Below are 16,396 nucleotides of genomic sequence, written 5' to 3' on the forward strand. Positions count from 1 at the left end.
AGATTGGTAAATTTCTGTACCACATTGAACTTGCTTATCTTTTGACCTGTCGACCTGACCACTTCGACGTCGGTCTTTTCGGCGCAAGGAAAACAAACCGAACTGGTGGCTGGGGCAACAGAAATCCCAGATTGGCTCGGGAAAATGTGCAACCTTTTCATCGCTTGCCCCTTTGGCACTCGAAGTGCATCTTCGCAAACCGTAAGACAGGCCGTAGGTGTTCAGTCCCAGCTCTCGTCTTCATCATGTTTGACAGGGAATATCATGCTGCCAATCGTCACCACTGCATTCACTCCATTTGCGTCGCTTTTCGGCGGCGTCTTGATCGGGCTTTCGGCCGTCATGGTCATGGGGCTGTTCGGGCGCATCGCCGGGATCACGGGGATCACTGCGGGTGGCATCAGCGTGGTGGATCCGACGCAGGCAACCGCTCGCGACTGGTCCTGGCGTCTGGCGTTTCTGGTCGGCCTGATTGCCGCGCCGCTCTTGGTGACGGCGGTGGCAGGCGAGGTGCCGCACAGCGTGCCGACAGACCTGTGGGGCATGGCCGCAGCGGGTTTGATCGTCGGCACCGGCACCGCACTTGGGTCCGGCTGCACATCGGGTCACGGTGTCTGTGGTCTGGCTCGCCTGTCAAAGCGGTCCGCTGTTGCCGTGCTGATGTTCATGGCCTTTGCCTTTGTCACTGTTTTCATCATCCGACACGTCTGGGTTTAGGTTATGCGAATTCTCTTTGGTCTTTTGTCAGGTCTCGTCTTTGGTCTTGGCCTCGTGATTTCGGGCATGTCGGACCCGGCCAAGGTTCTCAATTTCCTTGATGTTTTTGGTGCGTGGGACCCTTCGCTCGCGTTTGTGATGGGTGGGGCGAGCGTGACGGCGTACATCGGCTACCGGCTGGTCTGGCGCAGGCCAGCGCCAGTGCTGATGCAATCATTCGACATGCCGGACACCACACGGGTTGATGCACCTTTGTTGACCGGGGCCGCGTTGTTCGGAATAGGCTGGGGCATCGGCGGATTTTGTCCGGGTCCAGCCTGGACCGCGCTGACATTCGCGGCACCGGGCACGCTGGTGTTTTTGCCGATGATGCTGATCGGTCTGTACGCAGGCCGCCAGATCAAGGCACGGATGAGCCCCTAGGTTTGCACAATACATAGAAAAATCAGCATGTTGCAGGTAGAAGAGAGGCCTGTGCGCCCGCGCTGGTGTGATGACTGTTTCTGGCGCTGTTATGACCCCGGCAGGCTGATCCTGTTTGGTGCACAACGGCTTTGACCATCTTGGTCTGTCAATCAACTGTGACCCCGACGTTGATCCGACACGGGCAGGCGCTAGCTCCCCGGTCAGAGGCGGCACACACCTGTGCTGCGTAAATCAATGCCACGCAACCCCGCGCTGCGTCGGCAGACGAAAGGATCACCCCCATGAAAGACCACGCTGCAACGCAAGGTGCCTGCCCATTTCGCGGAACGCGGATCGGTGGCGCACAAGGTTCAGAGCCCAATGTAAACCACTGGTGGCCGAACCGGTTGAAAGTCGAGGCGCTGTATCAGGACCCGCCGCAGTCCAACCCGCTGGGCCGCGATTTCGACTATGCCGCAGCCAACGCCAAGATCGATCACAAGGCGCTGTGGGAGGACGTGCGCGCGTTCCTGCATACGCCCGTCGATTGGTGGCCGTCGGATTATGGTCACTACGGCCCGCAGATGAACCGCATGTCGTGGCATTCGGCTGGCACTTACCGCATCGCTGACGGGCGCGGTGGCGCGGGCCAGGGGATGCAGCGCTTTGCGCCGATCAATTCCTGGTGGGACAACGGCAACACGGATAAATCACGCCGACTACTGGCCCCGATCAAGGCGAAATACGGTGCCGGCCTCAGCTGGGCCGACCTGATCGCGCTGGCCGGCACCGTCGCGCTGGAGGACATGGGTCTGCCGGTGCAGGGTTTTGCCTATGGACGCGAGGACGCCTGGTCAGCTGATGTGAACACCTACTGGGGACCCGAAGGCTGGTTCGGCAAACCGCCGTCTGAACAGCCCGCGGACCCGCAGTTGGGGCATCCCGAACAGATGGTCAATCGTGGTCTGCGCTGGGAAGGCGGACCAAAGGATGACCACTATGATCTGGAAAACCCGCTGGCCGCATCCCACCAGTCGCTGATCTATGTCGACCCCGAGGGTCCGGGCGGCAACGGCGACCCGATGGATGCCGCGCGCGACATCCGCGAAACCTTTGCTCGGATGGCGATGAACGACGAGGAAACGCTGGCACTGGTCGCTGGTGGCCATGCCTTTGGCAAATCGCATGGTGCCGTGCCTGCGTCCGAAATCGGTGGCGCACCGGAAATCGCCAAGATGTCCGAACAGGGGCTGGGCTGGTCGAACCCGGTCGGATCCGGCAACGCCGAACATACCATGACGAACGGGATCGAAGGATCTTGGACGCCGAATCCGACGCAGTGGGACAACGATTATCTGACCAACCTGTTCAAATTCGAATGGGAACAGACAAAATCGCCCGCCGGTGCCCTGCAGTGGACGCCGACCGATCCCGATGCGCCGAAAACGCCTGACGCCCATCTGCCGGGCGTGATGAACCCGCTGATGATGATGACCACGGATATCGCGTTCAAGGTCGATCCGGCCTATCGCAAGATCGCCGAGAGGTTCCTCGAGGATTTCGATTATTTCACCGAAACCTTTTCCAAGGCGTGGCACAAGCTGATGCACCGCGATTTGGGCCCGACCTCGCGTTGGCTGGGGCCGGATCAGGGCGACACGTTCATCTGGCAGGACCCGGTGCCCGAGGTTGACCATCCGCTGATCGACGAGGCGCAGATTGCCGACCTCAAGACGCGTGCGCTGGATCTGGATGTCTCTGCGACCGATCTGATCGCGGCGGCATGGGCCGCGGCATCGACATACCGCGACAGCGACAAACGTGGCGGGGCCAACGGTGCGCGGGTGCAACTGGCACCGCAGCGTGGCTGGACCGTGAACAACCCTGCACGTCTGGACCGTGTTCTGGATGCGCTGACCGGGTTGAAATCGGACTTTGACGCAGAAAGCGCGGCAAAGGTGTCGATGGCCGACCTGATCGTGCTGGCCGGATGCGCCGGGGTTGAGGCCGCCGCCAAGGCAGGCGGACACGACGTGACGGTGCCCTTCGTGCCGGGTCGCACTGATGCCACGGCCGACATGACGGACGACGAAAGCTTTGAGTGGCTGCGCCCGGTTGTGGACGGTTTCCGCAACTATGTCGACGATGCGGTGGGCTATAGTGTTTCGCCCGAACAGATCGCGCTGGACAAGGCGGCATTGCTGTCGCTGTCGGCACCGGAGTGGACCGCACTGACCGGTGGCCTGAGGGTGCTGGATCAAAACTGGGACGGATCGGACAAGGGTGTGTTCACGGATCGTCCCGGCACGCTGTCGGCTGATTTCTTTCGCGAACTGGTTTCTACCGATCTGGACTGGCAGCCTGAAACGGATGCTGAAACGGCCTTTGATCTGGTTGATCGCGCAACTGGCCAGACCCGCTGGCATGCCACGCGCCTGGACCTGGTATTCGGTGCGAACGCCGAATTGCGCCAGATTTCAGAACTGTATGCCGGTGTCGACGGGGAACGGTACTTTGTCGATACGTTCGTGCGGGCCTGGCACAAGGTGATGATGCTGGACCGTTTCGACGCCAAGGCCGAACGCAAGGCCGCAGTCAGCGACTGCTGATCGCGTCGGGACCCACACAACCGCAGGACGCCGCCCGAGGGCGGCGTCCATGCATCCGGCCGTCAGGTTCACACGGACACAAAATGCGCCGCCTAAAGGGCAGGGCACAATTCGAATGACAAGTGAAGGTGTGGCGGAGAGACAGGGATTCGAACCCTGGGAACCCTTGCAGGCTCAACGGTTTTCGAGACCGCCCCGTTCGACCACTCCGGCACCTCTCCGCACCAAGGGTCAACGGTGCGGCGTGTAATCGGCCTTGCGCGGGTCTGCAAGCCCCAAGATGCGGCCTTTGTCCTTGTCTGTTGCCGATGGTCGGTTACCTATTTCACATCAGCCCACCCGAAGGACCACTTCATGTTTCCAGCACTTCGTCAGCCCGCGCTCATAGCGGCCCTTGTCATCGGCAGCGCGTCGGCGGTCACTGCGCAGGATATCGACCCGGTGTATGATGCGCTGCGCATGGATGACCTTGTCACCATCCTGCGTGCCGAAGGGCTGGATTACGGCGATGACATCGCCGCCGAATTGTTCAACGGACCGGTCAGCGGCGCTTGGGATGGCGCGGTGGACGCGGTATTCGACACCACGGTCATGGCAGACACCTTGCGCAGCGGTTTGGCCGCGGGACTGGACGGCACCGAGACCGATGCGATCGTGGAATTCTACGACAGCCCATTGGGTCAGCAGATCACCACCTTGGAACTGTCGGCACGCGAGGCGTTTCTGGACGAAACCATCGAAGAGGCGGCAACAGAGGCCGCGGCCCTCGCAGTGGTGGATGGCGGCCCCCGCATCGATCAGATGAACGCCTATCTGGCGGCCAATGATGTCATCGAACAAGAAGTCACATCGACCATGAACGCCAGCGTCGCGTTCTACATGGGGCTGATGGACGGTGGCGCGCTGCCGCCGTCACTGACCGAGGACGAAGTGCTGCGCGACGTCTACAGCCGTCAGGACGAAATCCGGCGCGATGTGACTTCACGGGTCTATGCGTTTCTCTACCTCGCCTACGATCCGCTAAGCGACGCGGATATCGACGCCTATATCACGTTCATGGAATCCCAGCCCGGACAGGCGCTGAGCAGGGCGATGTATGCGGCCTTTGATGCCTATTATATCGACGCGTCGCGGCAGTTGGCTTTGGCTGCCGCGGCACAGATGCGTGTATCCGACCTTTAGGTCAGCGTCCCCAGACCAGTAGCGCGTTGCCCAGTGCAGCCGGGCTTGCGGCGTATAGCCCGGTATCCGATTGCAACTGGATGATCCGGGCAGAGCGGTCGGCCATTGGAACCGAGGCCGCATCGAAGGCCCGTGTCAGCGCGGGCCCACCACCAGCGGCGATGTCACGGTTGATTTCGGGGAATTCGGATTTCACCGCCAGTTCGACCGCGCCACGCGTTTGATCGGGCACTGTCGGACGCGAAAGCGTTCCGGTAAATGGGTTCTGAAACGCCACGCCCGCCGGGGCGCAAGCCGTGAGAAAGATCAGGCAGATCGGTCCTGCGCGCATGGTATTTCCCTTCGCCGCGGGGTTGACTTGATCCCCGGTTGATCAGATAAGCCGCCATCCGCGCAAGTCTCTTGTGTCGGACCTACATGAATTCGCCCAAGGGCGCGCTGTTGACAGGTGGCTAGGCCGCAAATGCCCCACGGGGAACCTGACCGACGCGAAAGACAAAAGGAAGACCATATGTTCGCGGTTATGAAAACCGGTGGCAAACAGTATCGCGTCCAGTCGGGCGACGTTCTGCGTGTCGAAAAGCTGAACGCCGAAGCTGGCGACGAAATCCAGTTCAACGAAGTCCTGATGGTTGGCGACACCGTTGGTGCGCCGCTGGTCGAAGGTGCCGGCGTCAAGGCCACCGTGATTGACCAGATCAAGGGCCCCAAGACCATCAACTTCGTCAAGCGTCGTCGTAAGCACGGCTCGCAGCGCCGCAAGGGTCACCGTCAGCAGCTGACGCTGGTGCGTATCGGCGATATCCTGGAATCCGGTGCTGACAAGTCCGGGATCAAGGCTGCCGTGTCCGGCCGTGGCATCGCATTCGCGATCGCCGGTGTTGCTGCAGCAGCTGGTGCCGCCGCCGCCTATGCAGCTACCCGCAGCGACGACAAGGCAGAGACCGCGCCGAAAAAGGCCAAGCCGTCCGCCACTGAAAAAGCGGCCCCCAAGGCCAAGACCGCCAAAGAAGCATCTGTCACCGGTGGTGCGGACGACCTCAAGCAGCTGTCGGGCGTAGGCCCCGCGCTGGAAAAGAAACTGCATGCTGAAGGTATCACGACCTTTGCGCAGATCGCTGCATGGACTGATGAGGACGTCGAAAAATTCGGCGAAGCCCTGTCGTTCAAAGGCCGCATCGAGCGTGAAGGCTGGATCGAGCAAGCAAAAGAACTTTCGAAGTAAGGAGACCGACACATGGCACACAAAAAAGCAGGCGGCTCATCCCGTAACGGACGCGACTCAGCTGGTCGTCGTCTTGGCGTCAAGAAGTTCGGCGGCGAAGTCGTCATTCCTGGCAACATCATCATGCGTCAGCGCGGCACGAAAATGTGGCCGGGCGCAGGCGTCGGCATGGGCAAGGATCACACGATCTTTGCGACCGTCGAAGGCAACGTTCAGTTCCACAAGGGCCTGAAGGGCCGGACATTCATTTCCGTCCTGCCCGTGGCCGAGGCCGCCGAGTAAGCGCCAGACCCTTTTAAAATTTGGGGGACCGGCGCGCAGCCGGTCCCCCTTTTGCGTTTTCGGACCCCTGTTTCGGGGACCGCATCTTTGGGAGGAGATGTCATGACCTACGCACCCGTCACGCCGGTTCCGCCCGCCGTGCAACCGACCATTCCGTCGGACCGTTTCGTGTTGCGCCCACTGCAGACATCGGACGTCGGCCTGATCAGCATGTATGCCGCCGATCCCGTCCTGGCGCGTGGCACCCGGTCGATCCCGCACCCGTTGCCGGACGGGGTGATCGCGGCCATGATCGCGCGTGCGTCCCAGCCGGGCCGGGTCGAGGATGTATGGGCCATGGACGGATCGCGGGCAGGCCACGCCGAGGTGCTGGGTCTTGTCAGCCTTGTGCGGATGGATCGCGCGCAGTCAGAGGTGTTTTTCTGGGTCGCACCCGCATTCTGGAATGTCGGTTTCGCGACCGAAGCACTGCGGGCCTTGCTGACGGCCAATCCACACGGGGCCCGCCAGTATTTCGCAGAAAGCTTTCAGGACAACCCCGGTTCAGCCCGCGTGCTGACGAACTGCGGCTTTGATTATCTGGGCGATGCAGAGGCGTTCAGCCTCGCACGGAATGCGGTGGTGCCGACATGGACCTACATGATGAAAACCGGGCTCTAGCGCCCCGGATTGCCACGGCTCGGCTGACGCTGCGCCCATTGGTGCTGGCCGATGCGGCACCGGTTGTGGCGGCCCTGAACGATTGGTCCGTGACGCAATGGCTGACCAACGTGCCCTTTCCCTACAGTGCGGACGATGCGGCGGGGTGGATTGCAGCGTCACAACGCGACATCTGGGCGATTGACGCAGGCACGGGTCTGATCGGTGTGATCGACGTGTTGGGTGGTGATCTGGGATATTGGCTGGCACCGGGGGCGCAGGGTCATGGATATATGAAAGAGGCAGCGCGTGCCGTCGTCGCGGCCTATTTCACACAGAACGATCTGCTGGTGTCGGGTTATTATCCTGCCAACGCGCCGTCACGCACTGTTCTGCGTGGACTGGGTTTCCGCGACACCCATGTCGCCATGCATGATCAGATTGCAACGGGGCGTGCCGTTCCTTGTCAGCGGATGCAGTTGACCCGTCAGGACTGGTTGGACCGTGTTCAGTAACATTACAACCCGCGACCTGTGCGCGTCCGATCAGGACGATCTGCATGACATGGCCAGCCATTGGCCGACGGTCCGGCAGCTTGGCGGCTGGCCCTGGCCAGCGGATCTGTCATTCACCGCGTCGCGGGCGCGGCCCTTTGACGGAGAGGGTTTCGTCTGGGGAATCGTGCGGGCGGGCCGTGTCATCGGGACGGTCGGTGTGACGAACGGCAGCCTGGGCTACATGCTGCATAGGGATGTCTGGGGGCAGGGGATCGCTACGGCATTGGCGGGACGGGCCATCGCGCATGCATTCGACACCACCGATCATGACCGGATCGATGCGACCGTCTGGGCCGACAACGCTGGATCGCGTCGCGTGCTGGACAAACTGGGGTTCAATCATTGGCACACCTGTTTTGAATATGCCAAGGCGCGGCGCACCCCGATGCTGTCGCATCATCTGCGCCTGACCCGCGCACGATGGCGCGACTTGAGTGCAGGCGCACAATAGACTACGTGCAGCCCAAACCGCAAAAGGCACCCAGACATGAAATTCCTCGATCTCTCCAAGGTCTACATCCGTTCTGGCGGCGGTGGTGCGGGCTGCGTGTCGTTCCGGCGCGAGAAATTCATCGAATACGGCGGCCCTGACGGCGGTGACGGCGGCAACGGCGGATCGGTCATCGCCGAGGCGGTGGACGGTCTGAATACGCTGATCGATTTTCGCTATCAGCAGCATTGGTTCGCCAAATCCGGCCAGCACGGCATGGGCAGTCAGAAAACCGGCAAATCCGGCGAGGACGTGATCCTGCGGGTTCCCGTCGGCACGCAGATCCTGGACGAGGATCAGGAAACCATGATCGCCGACATGACCGAGGTCGGTCAGCGTGTCGTCCTGGCCAAGGGCGGCAACGGCGGCTGGGGCAACCTGCATTTCAAATCCGCCACCCATCAGGCACCGCGCCGTGCAAACCCCGGCCAGGAGGGCGTTGAACGGACACTCTGGCTGCGGCTGAAACTGATTGCAGATGCAGGATTGCTGGGGATGCCGAACGCGGGCAAATCCACCTTTCTCGCGGCGACGTCGAATGCGCGGCCGAAAATCGCGGATTATCCCTTTACCACGCTGGTGCCGAACCTAGGCGTCGTGGGTGTGGATGGTGTCGAATTCGTCGTCGCGGACATCCCCGGCCTGATCGAAGGCGCATCCGAAGGGCGCGGTCTGGGTGACCTGTTTCTGGGGCATGTGGAACGGTGCAACGTGCTGTTGCATCTGGTTGATGGCACCAGCGGCGATCCGATGGGCGACGCCAAGACGATCATTCACGAAATCCAGTCCTATGCGACGGAACTGGCGGACAAGCCGCGCGTGACGGTCTTGAACAAGATCGACGCGCTGGACGACGAGGAACGCGCCTTTCTCAAGGAAGAGATGGAAACGGAGCTTGGCACCGAGGTCCTGATGATGTCGGCCGTCAGCGGTGAAGGCGTGGTCGAGGTTCTGCGCGCCTTGCGCACCCAGATCGACGAGGGCCGTCTGCGCCACAAGATCGCCGAGGAGACCCCCCAAGAGGACGACACGTGGCAGCCCTGACCGACGCAAAGCGTCTGGTCGTCAAGATCGGATCGGCCCTGCTGGTGGACCGCGCGACAAACGGTCTGCGCAGGGATTGGCTTGCCTCGCTGGCGCAGGATGTTGCCAGGCTTCGCGCACGTGGAACCGATGTGATCCTCGTCTCATCGGGATCAATTGCGCTGGGGCGCGGCGTGCTGGGATTGCCGGCAGGCGACCTGCCGCTGGAACAGAGCCAGGCCGCCGCTGCCGTGGGTCAGATCCAGCTGGCACAGGCCTATCAGGATGTGCTTGCACCGCTGGGGATCACCACGGCGCAGGTGCTGGTGACACTGGACGACAGCAGCGACAGGCGTCGCTATCTCAACTCGCGCGCCACGCTGGCAACGCTTCTGTCGCTGGGGGTGGTGCCGATCGTGAACGAGAACGACACCATTGCCACCGATGAAATTCGCTATGGCGACAACGACCGTCTGGCCGCACAGGTCGCGGTGACCGTGGGGGCCGATCACCTGGTGCTGCTGTCGGATGTGGATGGGCTGTACACGGCCAACCCGAATACCGATGTAACTGCCCGGCATATTCCCATCGTCGCGGCGTTGAACAGCGACATCCTTGCGATGGCGGGTGACGCGGTTTCGGGACTGTCCAAAGGTGGCATGAAAACCAAGGTCATGGCCGCGCGGGTGGCGACCGAGGCAGGCTGCGCGCTGGCCATCACATTGGGTTCACCTCTCAACCCTTTGTTGCAGCTTGAAAATGGTGCGCGGTGCACATGGTTCACAGCCCAGATCACGCCGCAGGCCGCGCGCAAACGCTGGATCGCGGCGATGAAACCGCGTGGCACGCTGGTCCTGGACGCAGGCGCCATCGCAGCCCTGAACGGCGGCAAAAGCCTGCTGCCTGCCGGGGTCACGGCGGCCAGAGGTGATTTCGAACGGGGCGACCCTGTCGATCTGGACGGGCCAACCGGGGTGCATTTGGGGATCGGCCTGTCGGCCTATGCCGCCGGCGAGGCACGCATCATCGCAGGTCATCAAAGCGGTGAAATCGCAGATTTGCTGGGCTACAAGGGACGCCCCGCGCTGGTTCACCGCGACGACATGGTGCTGTCAGACAGAGGAACGACATGACCGAAAACGCCATAGACATGATGGACCGCATTGGCACCGCCGCCCGCGCCGCGGCGCGCAGGCTCGCCATGGCAACCGCACAGGCCAAGACCGAGGCGCTGACAGTTGCCGCCGATACGGTCTGGGCCCAGCGCGATGCGATCATCGCAGCCAATGCCAATGACATGGCGTTTGGCCGGGACAAGGGCCTGTCGGATGCCATGCTGGACCGCCTGATGCTGGATGAGGACCGGATCGCGGGCATCGTCGCTGGTCTGCGGGCCGTTGCGGCACAGGATGACCCGATCGGAGAGGTCATCGCGGACTGGGACCAGCCATCGGGCCTGAATATTCGCCGCGTGCGCACGCCCATCGGCGTGATCGGCGTGATCTACGAATCGCGGCCCAATGTGACCGCGGATGCGGGCGCGCTGTGTCTGAAGTCTGGCAATGCTGTCATCCTGCGCGGCGGGTCCGAGAGTTTTCATTCATCCGGCGCGATCCATGATTGTCTTGTGGCGGGCCTGCGGGCTGCGGGACTGCCCGAGGCTGCGATCCAGCTGGTGCCGACCCGCGACCGGGCTGCAGTGTCGGCCATGCTGGCAGCCGTTGACCATATCGACGTGATCGTGCCGCGTGGTGGCAAGGGTCTGGTCGGGCTGGTGCAACGTGAGGCGCGTGTGCCTGTCTTTGCGCATCTCGAAGGGATCTGTCACGTCTATGTCGATGCTGCAGCCGACCCGGCCAAGGCCACGGCTGTGGTGCTGAATGCCAAGACCCGCCGGACCGGGATCTGTGGCTCTGCCGAATGTGTGCTGATCGACCGGGCCTATTGGGATGCACAAGGCCCCGACCTGATCCGGGCATTGATAGAGGCTGGTGTCGAGGTCCATGCCGAAGGCGACGCAGCGATCACCGGCACGGTCAAGGCCGTGGCCGAAGATTTCGGGCGCGAGTTTCTGGACATGATCATCGCGGCCAAGGTTGTGGATGGTGTCGAAGACGCCATGGACCATATCCGCACCTACGGGTCGGGTCATACCGACGCGATCCTGACCGAGGACGACGCGACGGCAGAGGCGTTTTTTCGGGGCCTCGACAGTGCGATCCTGATGCGCAATGCCTCGACCCAATTCGCCGATGGTGGCGAATTCGGCATGGGGGCCGAAATCGGGATTGCCACCGGCAAACTGCATGCGCGCGGCCCGGTGGGGGCTGTGCAACTGACCAGTTTCAAATATCTGGTGACAGGTGACGGGACGGTCCGGGGCTGATTGCCGCATCCGGTTCGCGAAATTGCATGGATATCGTGGTGTCCGACTGCATGACTGTCAGCGTCAGACCCGCCTCGAGAACAGCACGCGGCAGCAACGCAAACTGGACCTGTGCTGCGGAATGAACATGTTCCGTCGCCAGATCTTCGAGCGGCAACCACAGGGCAGTATCGGCGGCGATGCGGTCTGCGTTTGCAATCACGTGAAGTGTATCGTCCAGCATCACGGTGATCTTGCCACCCCCGGGCATCGCGGATTCCATGCATTGTGCGGACAACAGGGCAATCCGCGCCAAGGGCCGCGACATTTGCCCCGTGATGGTCCAGTCGTATTGCATACGTCCTGCAGCGGCCATGTCCCGCAGGATCGACGACACCTCTGTCCCGGCGACGGTCTGGTCTGCATGCGCAGCACCATAGGCAATGCGAAAGAATCGGATGCGCGCGCTGGCCTGTCCGACCGACCCGCTGATCAGGTCCATTTCATCTGCCCCGCCGCCGCCCATCGAAAGCAGTTCGACCCCATTGCCGATCGCGCCGATCGGACTGATAAGGTCGTGGCAAATACGCGATCCCACCAGTGTTGCCAGATCACGCGACACGGGATCGTCCCCCAAGCCCAGGATGATGGACCATGCCGCACGACCTGAACGACATGCTGGAACCGGGGATGCTGGTCCAGAACCCGGACGCGCCGCATTGGGGCACAGGCCAGGTGCAGTCCAACATCAACGGCAAGGTCACGGTCAATTTCCGCGAAGAGGGCAAGGTCGTGATCGACGCAAAGCAGGTCATGCTGATCCCGGTCTATGAATAGCTGCAATCATTGGTAGCAGGGTGCTGAAATCGATCAACCCTGCCACGCACAGCTTGCAAGCAAATGGTTTCCAACTGGTTAAGCGGTGCCTATATGTCCGGCGTGCGGAATGGCTTTGAACAGAGGGGGATTTGATGCTGGCAATCGCGCCATCCTTTGCATTGCGTTATGCGCGTGGCGCTGATGATCTCGCTGCCGTGCAACGGTTGAGATACGAGGTCTTTGCCGCCGAACTGGGTGCGGCCGGTCCGGGGGTCTGCCATGTTGCCCAGCGCGAAGCGGATGCGTTCGATCCCCATGCCAGCCATCTCATGCTCGAGGATCTCGCAGGCGATCGCCCTCATCTCGCTGGTGTCTACCGGATCATGGACCGCGCGCAGGCTGCGGCAGCGGGTGGCTTTTCCTCTGCTGCGGAATTCGACCTTGGACCGCTGATCGACAGCGGTCGTCCATTGCTGGAATTGGGGCGGTCCTGCCTGCGTCCCGCATATCGCGGTGGACGCGCGATGCACGTGCTTTGGGCCGGCCTTGCTGCCCATATCCGGACAACGGGTGCCGAGGTATTGTTCGGTGCCGCATCATTTGCGGGGACTGATCCCGATGCCCTGTCCACGCCTTTGCAGATGTTGATGGCCGATCACCTTGCACCATCCGACCTGCGCACCCGAGCATGGGGGCCGGGTGCCGTCAGGGTGACACCTGCAGGACAGGGCGACCGCAAGGCCGCGCTGCGTGCCACGCCGCCACTGATCAAGGCCTATCTGCGTATTGGCGGGGTCGTGGGGCAGGATGCCTATGTCGATCGTCATTTCGGTACGACCGATGTTTGCATGATCCTTGATGTCACGACCCTGCCGCCTCAGGTGGCGGCGCAATACGGACGGCACGGTGACCTGGACCGCTGAACCTGCACCGGAGCCCGTGCGCTTAGACCTGCGCGACTGGTTGCGGGTGCTCCGGCGCGGAGTGCCGATGGCAGCTCTGGTGTTCGGCGGGTTGGCATTGCTGTTGCTGATCCGCGTGATCGAGCGTCCTCTTCATGGACATGAACGCCCCTGGACGCCGCATTTGACCCGTGTCGTCTGCGTCGGCGCGTTGGCATTGATGGGGTTAAGGCGGGTGCAGGTGGGCACGCCCATGCGCAGCGCTGGCGCATTGGTCGCCAATCACGCAAGCTGGCTTGATATCTTTGCGTTGAATGCCGGCAGTTGCGTGGCCTTTGTCGCCAAATCCGAGGTCGCAGGCTGGCCGGGTATCGGCTGGCTGGCCCGCGCGACGGGGACCCTGTTCATAGCGCGGGACCGCAGGCGGGCGCGCGATCACGTCGATGCCATTGCTGACAGGCTGTCGCAAGGTCAGACGCTGGTGTTTTTCCCCGAAGGCACGTCCAGCGACGGACTGCGCGTCTTGCCTTTCAAGCCCACCCTGTTTGCCCCGTTCATCGGGTCAGCGACGGTATTGCAGCCGGTCACGTTGGATTACCGCGGCCCGGCGGGGGGCGACCCACGGTCCTACGGCTGGTGGGGCGACATGGATTTCGCCCCGCATCTGCTGGCCACGCTGGCACTGCGCCGTCAGGGGCAGGTGACAGTGACCTACCATGCCCCCGTCATGGCGGACGCCGGGACCGATCGCAAAGTCATCGCGCGTCAGATGGAACACACCGTGCGGTCCGCCTTGACCGCGCAACCGGTCAGCGGAACGCTGCCTGAAGGGTTCTGAGCGCCGCCGCCGCGTCATCCTGGGACCAGATTTCGTCGCCGATGCCAAAGAAATCGGTATGCGGTGCGATCTGCGCAATCAACGCAGCGTCCAAAGCACCTTCGGCAACGACCGGCACCTCGATCATCTGGCTCCACCAGTCGAACAGTTCCAATTCGGCACGCGCGCCGTCATCCAGCGCAGTCTGCCCCACAGGGCCAAAGCTGACGTAATCGGCGTTCAGCTCTCCGGCTGTCATGCCGTCGTGACGCGACTGCGCGCAATAGGCACCGACGATGGCGTCCTCGCCCAGCGTCTTGCGTGCGGCAGCAACTCCCCGCGACCCATCCAGCAGGTGGACCCCGTCCAGACCGTGCCGCGCAACCAGCCCGGTGTGGCGTTCGATCACCAGCGCCACATCACGGGTTTCGGTGACCGCACGCAGCGCATCGGCGGCGCGACCCAGACGGTCCTCGTCGCGGGTGGCCAGCGCCATGCGCAGGCAGGCGACCGGCACGGCATCCAGACAGGCCGCCAGCCGGTCGGGATAGGTCATCAGATCGAGTTCGGTCGGCGTGATCAGGTAAATCTGCGGAAAGTCTTCGGCGTCGGTCATGGCGTGTGTCCCTTGCGGATGTCGCGCACACTTAGGGTGATTGGCCCCTGTCTGTCCATGCCGGACCGCCATTTCGGTGATGGTGATGCGCCGAAACGCAGCGCGCCAGGCATCCCGTTGCTGTCTGATCCGTCGCCTCGGGCCTTGCACGGTGCTTGTTTGCGGCTTGCGTCTCCCTTACAGGGGCGCGACCCAACCGGAAAATCGCAATGACCGATCCACAACCCGCATTCGTTTTGATCCGTCCTCAGATGGGCGAAAACATCGGTGCCGCTGCGCGCGCGATGTGGAATTTCGGGTTGGACCGGATGCGGCTGACCGCACCCCGCGACGGCTGGCCGAATCCGGCGGCAAATGCCATGGCATCCGGGGCAGGGTGCCTGCTGGACGGGGCCCGGTTGTTCGACACCACCGCTGAAGCGCTGGAGGATTGCCACTACACCTATGCGACCACGGCCCGCCCGCGCGAGTTGACCAAGCCTGTGATGACCCCTGAACAGGCAATGCAGGATGCCGCCGCGCGACTGGGACGGGGTGAAAGGGTCGCGGTCATGTTCGGACCGGAACGTGCAGGGCTGGAAAATGCCGATATCGCGCAGGCGAATGCGATCATTTCAGTGCCGGTGAACCCGCAGTTTCCGTCGTTGAACCTGGCGCAATGTGTGCTGCTGACGGCCTACGAATGGCAACGTGTCAGGGACGACAGCCTGCGCGACGCCTTTGCGCAGCCCGATCTGGCAACCGGTCAGGAAATCGAGGCGCTGTCGCGCCACTACGAGGACCAGCTGGACACGTCGGGATTTTTCTACCCCGACCACAAGGCCGAGAGCATGAAACTGAACCTGCGCAACATGTGGAGCAGGATGTCCCTGACATCGCATGACGTGCGGATGCTGCACGGTATGCTGCGCCAGCTTGTGCGCGGTCGGAGTGAATAACATCAGACGCTACGTCATTACGGGCGGACTTGCCGGGGTCTGATCTGCGCCTAACTTCAGGGCATGAAACCCGCCGATCTTGCCATTGCTCCACTCGTTGCCGTTCAGGCCTTGGCCGTCAAGGCGCTGGCGTCCCGCATGCCAGAGGCCGAAGGTCCGCGTCACGGCGAAATCGGGACAGGACCGGCCCTGCGCATTCTGATTGCGGGCGACAGTTCCGCAGCCGGTGTCGGTGTGCGCACGCAGGCCGAGGCCCTGGCCGGACAGCTGACCGCTGCCTTGTCGCGCCACCACCGTGTCGACTGGTTCCTGCATGCCAAATCCGGTGCGACGACAGCCTCGACGCTGCGACGCATGCGGTTGGTGCCGAAACGGGCGTTTGACGTGGCACTGGTGGCGCTTGGGGTCAATGACGCCAAGAACGGTGTCCGCGCAGGCGCGTTCGAGACGCGCTATCACCGTATTCTGGACCAGCTGCGTGATGATTTCGGCGTAGGACGCGTCTATCTCAGCGGCATGCCGCCCGGTGATTTGGTCCCCATGATGCCCAACCCGTTGCGTGACCTGCTGATCGGCAGGCTCGAACACTTTGACCAGATGTTGCAACGCATCGCCGCAGCGAGGGGTGGTACAGCCGTCCATCTGCCGTTCGACGTGACGCGAGACCCATATCTCATGGCACCCGACCGGTTTCATCCCGGCCCGCGCATGTATGCGGAATGGGCGTCACTGGCCGCGACCGCCATTCACCGTGATGCCGTTCATTTGCCACGCCACTGACGACCCGCGACAGTCGTGCACCTTGCCCCC

General features: G+C 62.5%; 20 protein-coding genes and 1 tRNA gene. 17 read left to right on the forward strand and 4 right to left on the reverse strand.

All coding sequences use genetic code 11. The features are described from left to right. Positions 1-264 precede the first annotated feature (264 nt). From BMX27_RS08240 to katG, 3 genes are all read left to right on the forward strand, one after another. Entirely contained in the window at positions 265-717 is a 453-nt protein-coding gene (locus BMX27_RS08240; protein WP_090159383.1) for a YeeE/YedE family protein, read from the forward strand. A 3-nt stretch (positions 718-720) separates the two neighbouring features. After that, positions 721-1,140, forward strand: a complete 420-nt coding sequence (locus BMX27_RS08245) for a DUF6691 family protein (protein ID WP_090159384.1) — start codon at positions 721-723, stop codon at positions 1,138-1,140. Between the two features lie 284 nt (positions 1,141-1,424). Next, the gene (katG, locus tag BMX27_RS08250) at positions 1,425-3,731 is read left to right on the forward strand and encodes a catalase/peroxidase HPI (protein ID WP_090159385.1); all 2,307 of its coding nucleotides are present in this window, start codon (positions 1,425-1,427) and stop codon (positions 3,729-3,731) included. Between the two features lie 131 nt (positions 3,732-3,862). Here katG and BMX27_RS08255 read toward each other — a convergent pair. Beyond that, positions 3,863-3,952: transfer RNA gene (locus tag BMX27_RS08255), tRNA-Ser, on the reverse strand. A gap of 133 nt (positions 3,953-4,085) precedes the next feature. Between BMX27_RS08255 and BMX27_RS08260 the strand changes: the two genes are divergently transcribed. After that, positions 4,086-4,913, forward strand: coding sequence for a DUF2059 domain-containing protein (locus BMX27_RS08260; protein WP_090159386.1), 828 nt, complete (start codon positions 4,086-4,088; stop codon positions 4,911-4,913). Between the two features lies 1 nt (position 4,914). Here BMX27_RS08260 and BMX27_RS08265 read toward each other — a convergent pair whose 3' ends face one another. Beyond that, a complete protein-coding gene (locus tag BMX27_RS08265) occupies positions 4,915-5,244 on the reverse strand; it encodes a hypothetical protein (protein ID WP_090159387.1) in 330 nt (109 codons plus the stop codon). Between the two features lie 180 nt (positions 5,245-5,424). On the opposite strand from BMX27_RS08265, the gene BMX27_RS08270 reads away from it, so the two are divergent. The 8 genes from BMX27_RS08270 to BMX27_RS08305 all read left to right on the forward strand — a co-directional run bounded on the left by BMX27_RS08270 (position 5,425) and on the right by BMX27_RS08305 (position 11,515). Beyond that, complete coding sequence (locus BMX27_RS08270) at positions 5,425-6,138, forward strand: 50S ribosomal protein L21 (RefSeq protein ID WP_090159388.1); 714 nt, start codon at positions 5,425-5,427, stop codon at positions 6,136-6,138. A gap of 12 nt (positions 6,139-6,150) precedes the next feature. After that, positions 6,151-6,420: a 50S ribosomal protein L27 gene (gene rpmA, locus BMX27_RS08275; RefSeq protein ID WP_056031912.1), complete on the forward strand. Its 270-nt coding sequence runs from the start codon at positions 6,151-6,153 to the stop codon at positions 6,418-6,420. Between the two features lie 102 nt (positions 6,421-6,522). After that, entirely contained in the window at positions 6,523-7,080 is a 558-nt protein-coding gene (locus BMX27_RS08280) for a GNAT family N-acetyltransferase (RefSeq protein WP_090159389.1), read from the forward strand. Next, the gene (locus BMX27_RS08285; protein WP_090159390.1) at positions 7,050-7,574 is read left to right on the forward strand and encodes a GNAT family N-acetyltransferase; all 525 of its coding nucleotides are present in this window, start codon (positions 7,050-7,052) and stop codon (positions 7,572-7,574) included. Before BMX27_RS08280 ends, BMX27_RS08285 begins: the two co-directional genes overlap by 31 nt. Further along, positions 7,564-8,067, forward strand: a complete 504-nt coding sequence (locus BMX27_RS08290; RefSeq protein WP_090159391.1) for a GNAT family N-acetyltransferase — start codon at positions 7,564-7,566, stop codon at positions 8,065-8,067. The genes BMX27_RS08285 and BMX27_RS08290 overlap by 11 nt, the downstream gene beginning before the upstream one ends. Positions 8,068-8,103: 36 nt before the next feature. Beyond that, entirely contained in the window at positions 8,104-9,150 is a 1,047-nt protein-coding gene (obgE, locus tag BMX27_RS08295; protein WP_090159392.1) for a GTPase ObgE, read from the forward strand. Beyond that, positions 9,138-10,262: a glutamate 5-kinase gene (gene proB, locus BMX27_RS08300; RefSeq protein WP_090159393.1), complete on the forward strand. Its 1,125-nt coding sequence runs from the start codon at positions 9,138-9,140 to the stop codon at positions 10,260-10,262. Before obgE ends, proB begins: the two co-directional genes overlap by 13 nt. Beyond that, on the forward strand, positions 10,259-11,515 hold the full coding sequence (locus BMX27_RS08305; protein WP_090159394.1) for a glutamate-5-semialdehyde dehydrogenase: 1,257 nt from the start codon (positions 10,259-10,261) through the stop codon (positions 11,513-11,515). Before proB ends, BMX27_RS08305 begins: the two co-directional genes overlap by 4 nt. Here BMX27_RS08305 and BMX27_RS08310 read toward each other — a convergent pair. After that, positions 11,475-12,116 (reverse strand): histidine phosphotransferase family protein, encoded by a 642-nt coding sequence (locus tag BMX27_RS08310; RefSeq protein ID WP_090159639.1) that lies wholly within the window; start codon positions 12,114-12,116, stop codon positions 11,475-11,477. The genes BMX27_RS08305 and BMX27_RS08310 overlap by 41 nt on opposite strands. Before the next feature lie 32 nt (positions 12,117-12,148). Here BMX27_RS08310 and BMX27_RS08315 point away from each other — a divergent pair, with 32 nt between their 5' ends. From BMX27_RS08315 to BMX27_RS08325, 3 genes are all read left to right on the forward strand, one after another. Further along, a complete protein-coding gene (locus BMX27_RS08315) occupies positions 12,149-12,331 on the forward strand; it encodes a DUF3553 domain-containing protein (RefSeq protein WP_056031934.1) in 183 nt (60 codons plus the stop codon). Between the two features lie 134 nt (positions 12,332-12,465). After that, a complete protein-coding gene (locus BMX27_RS08320; RefSeq protein WP_090159395.1) occupies positions 12,466-13,236 on the forward strand; it encodes a GNAT family N-acetyltransferase in 771 nt (256 codons plus the stop codon). Then, a complete protein-coding gene (locus tag BMX27_RS08325) occupies positions 13,220-14,053 on the forward strand; it encodes a lyso-ornithine lipid O-acyltransferase (protein WP_256212441.1) in 834 nt (277 codons plus the stop codon). The genes BMX27_RS08320 and BMX27_RS08325 overlap by 17 nt, the downstream gene beginning before the upstream one ends. Here the strand turns inward: BMX27_RS08325 and BMX27_RS08330 are convergent. Beyond that, positions 14,025-14,648: a thiamine phosphate synthase gene (locus tag BMX27_RS08330; RefSeq protein WP_090159397.1), complete on the reverse strand. Its 624-nt coding sequence runs from the start codon at positions 14,646-14,648 to the stop codon at positions 14,025-14,027. The genes BMX27_RS08325 and BMX27_RS08330 overlap by 29 nt on opposite strands. Positions 14,649-14,857: 209 nt before the next feature. Between BMX27_RS08330 and BMX27_RS08335 the strand changes: the two genes are divergently transcribed. Together BMX27_RS08335 and BMX27_RS08340 are read left to right on the forward strand one after the other, a co-directional pair. Continuing rightward, entirely contained in the window at positions 14,858-15,586 is a 729-nt protein-coding gene (locus BMX27_RS08335) for an RNA methyltransferase (protein ID WP_090159398.1), read from the forward strand. 63 nt (positions 15,587-15,649) lie between these two features. Then, the gene (locus BMX27_RS08340) at positions 15,650-16,366 is read left to right on the forward strand and encodes an SGNH/GDSL hydrolase family protein (RefSeq protein WP_090159399.1); all 717 of its coding nucleotides are present in this window, start codon (positions 15,650-15,652) and stop codon (positions 16,364-16,366) included. Positions 16,367-16,396: the final 30 nt, after the last annotated feature.

The sequence above is a fragment of the Loktanella sp. DSM 29012 genome, from assembly GCF_900110705.1.
In the GTDB taxonomy this organism is placed as follows: Bacteria; Pseudomonadota; Alphaproteobacteria; order Rhodobacterales; family Rhodobacteraceae; genus Loktanella; species Loktanella gaetbuli.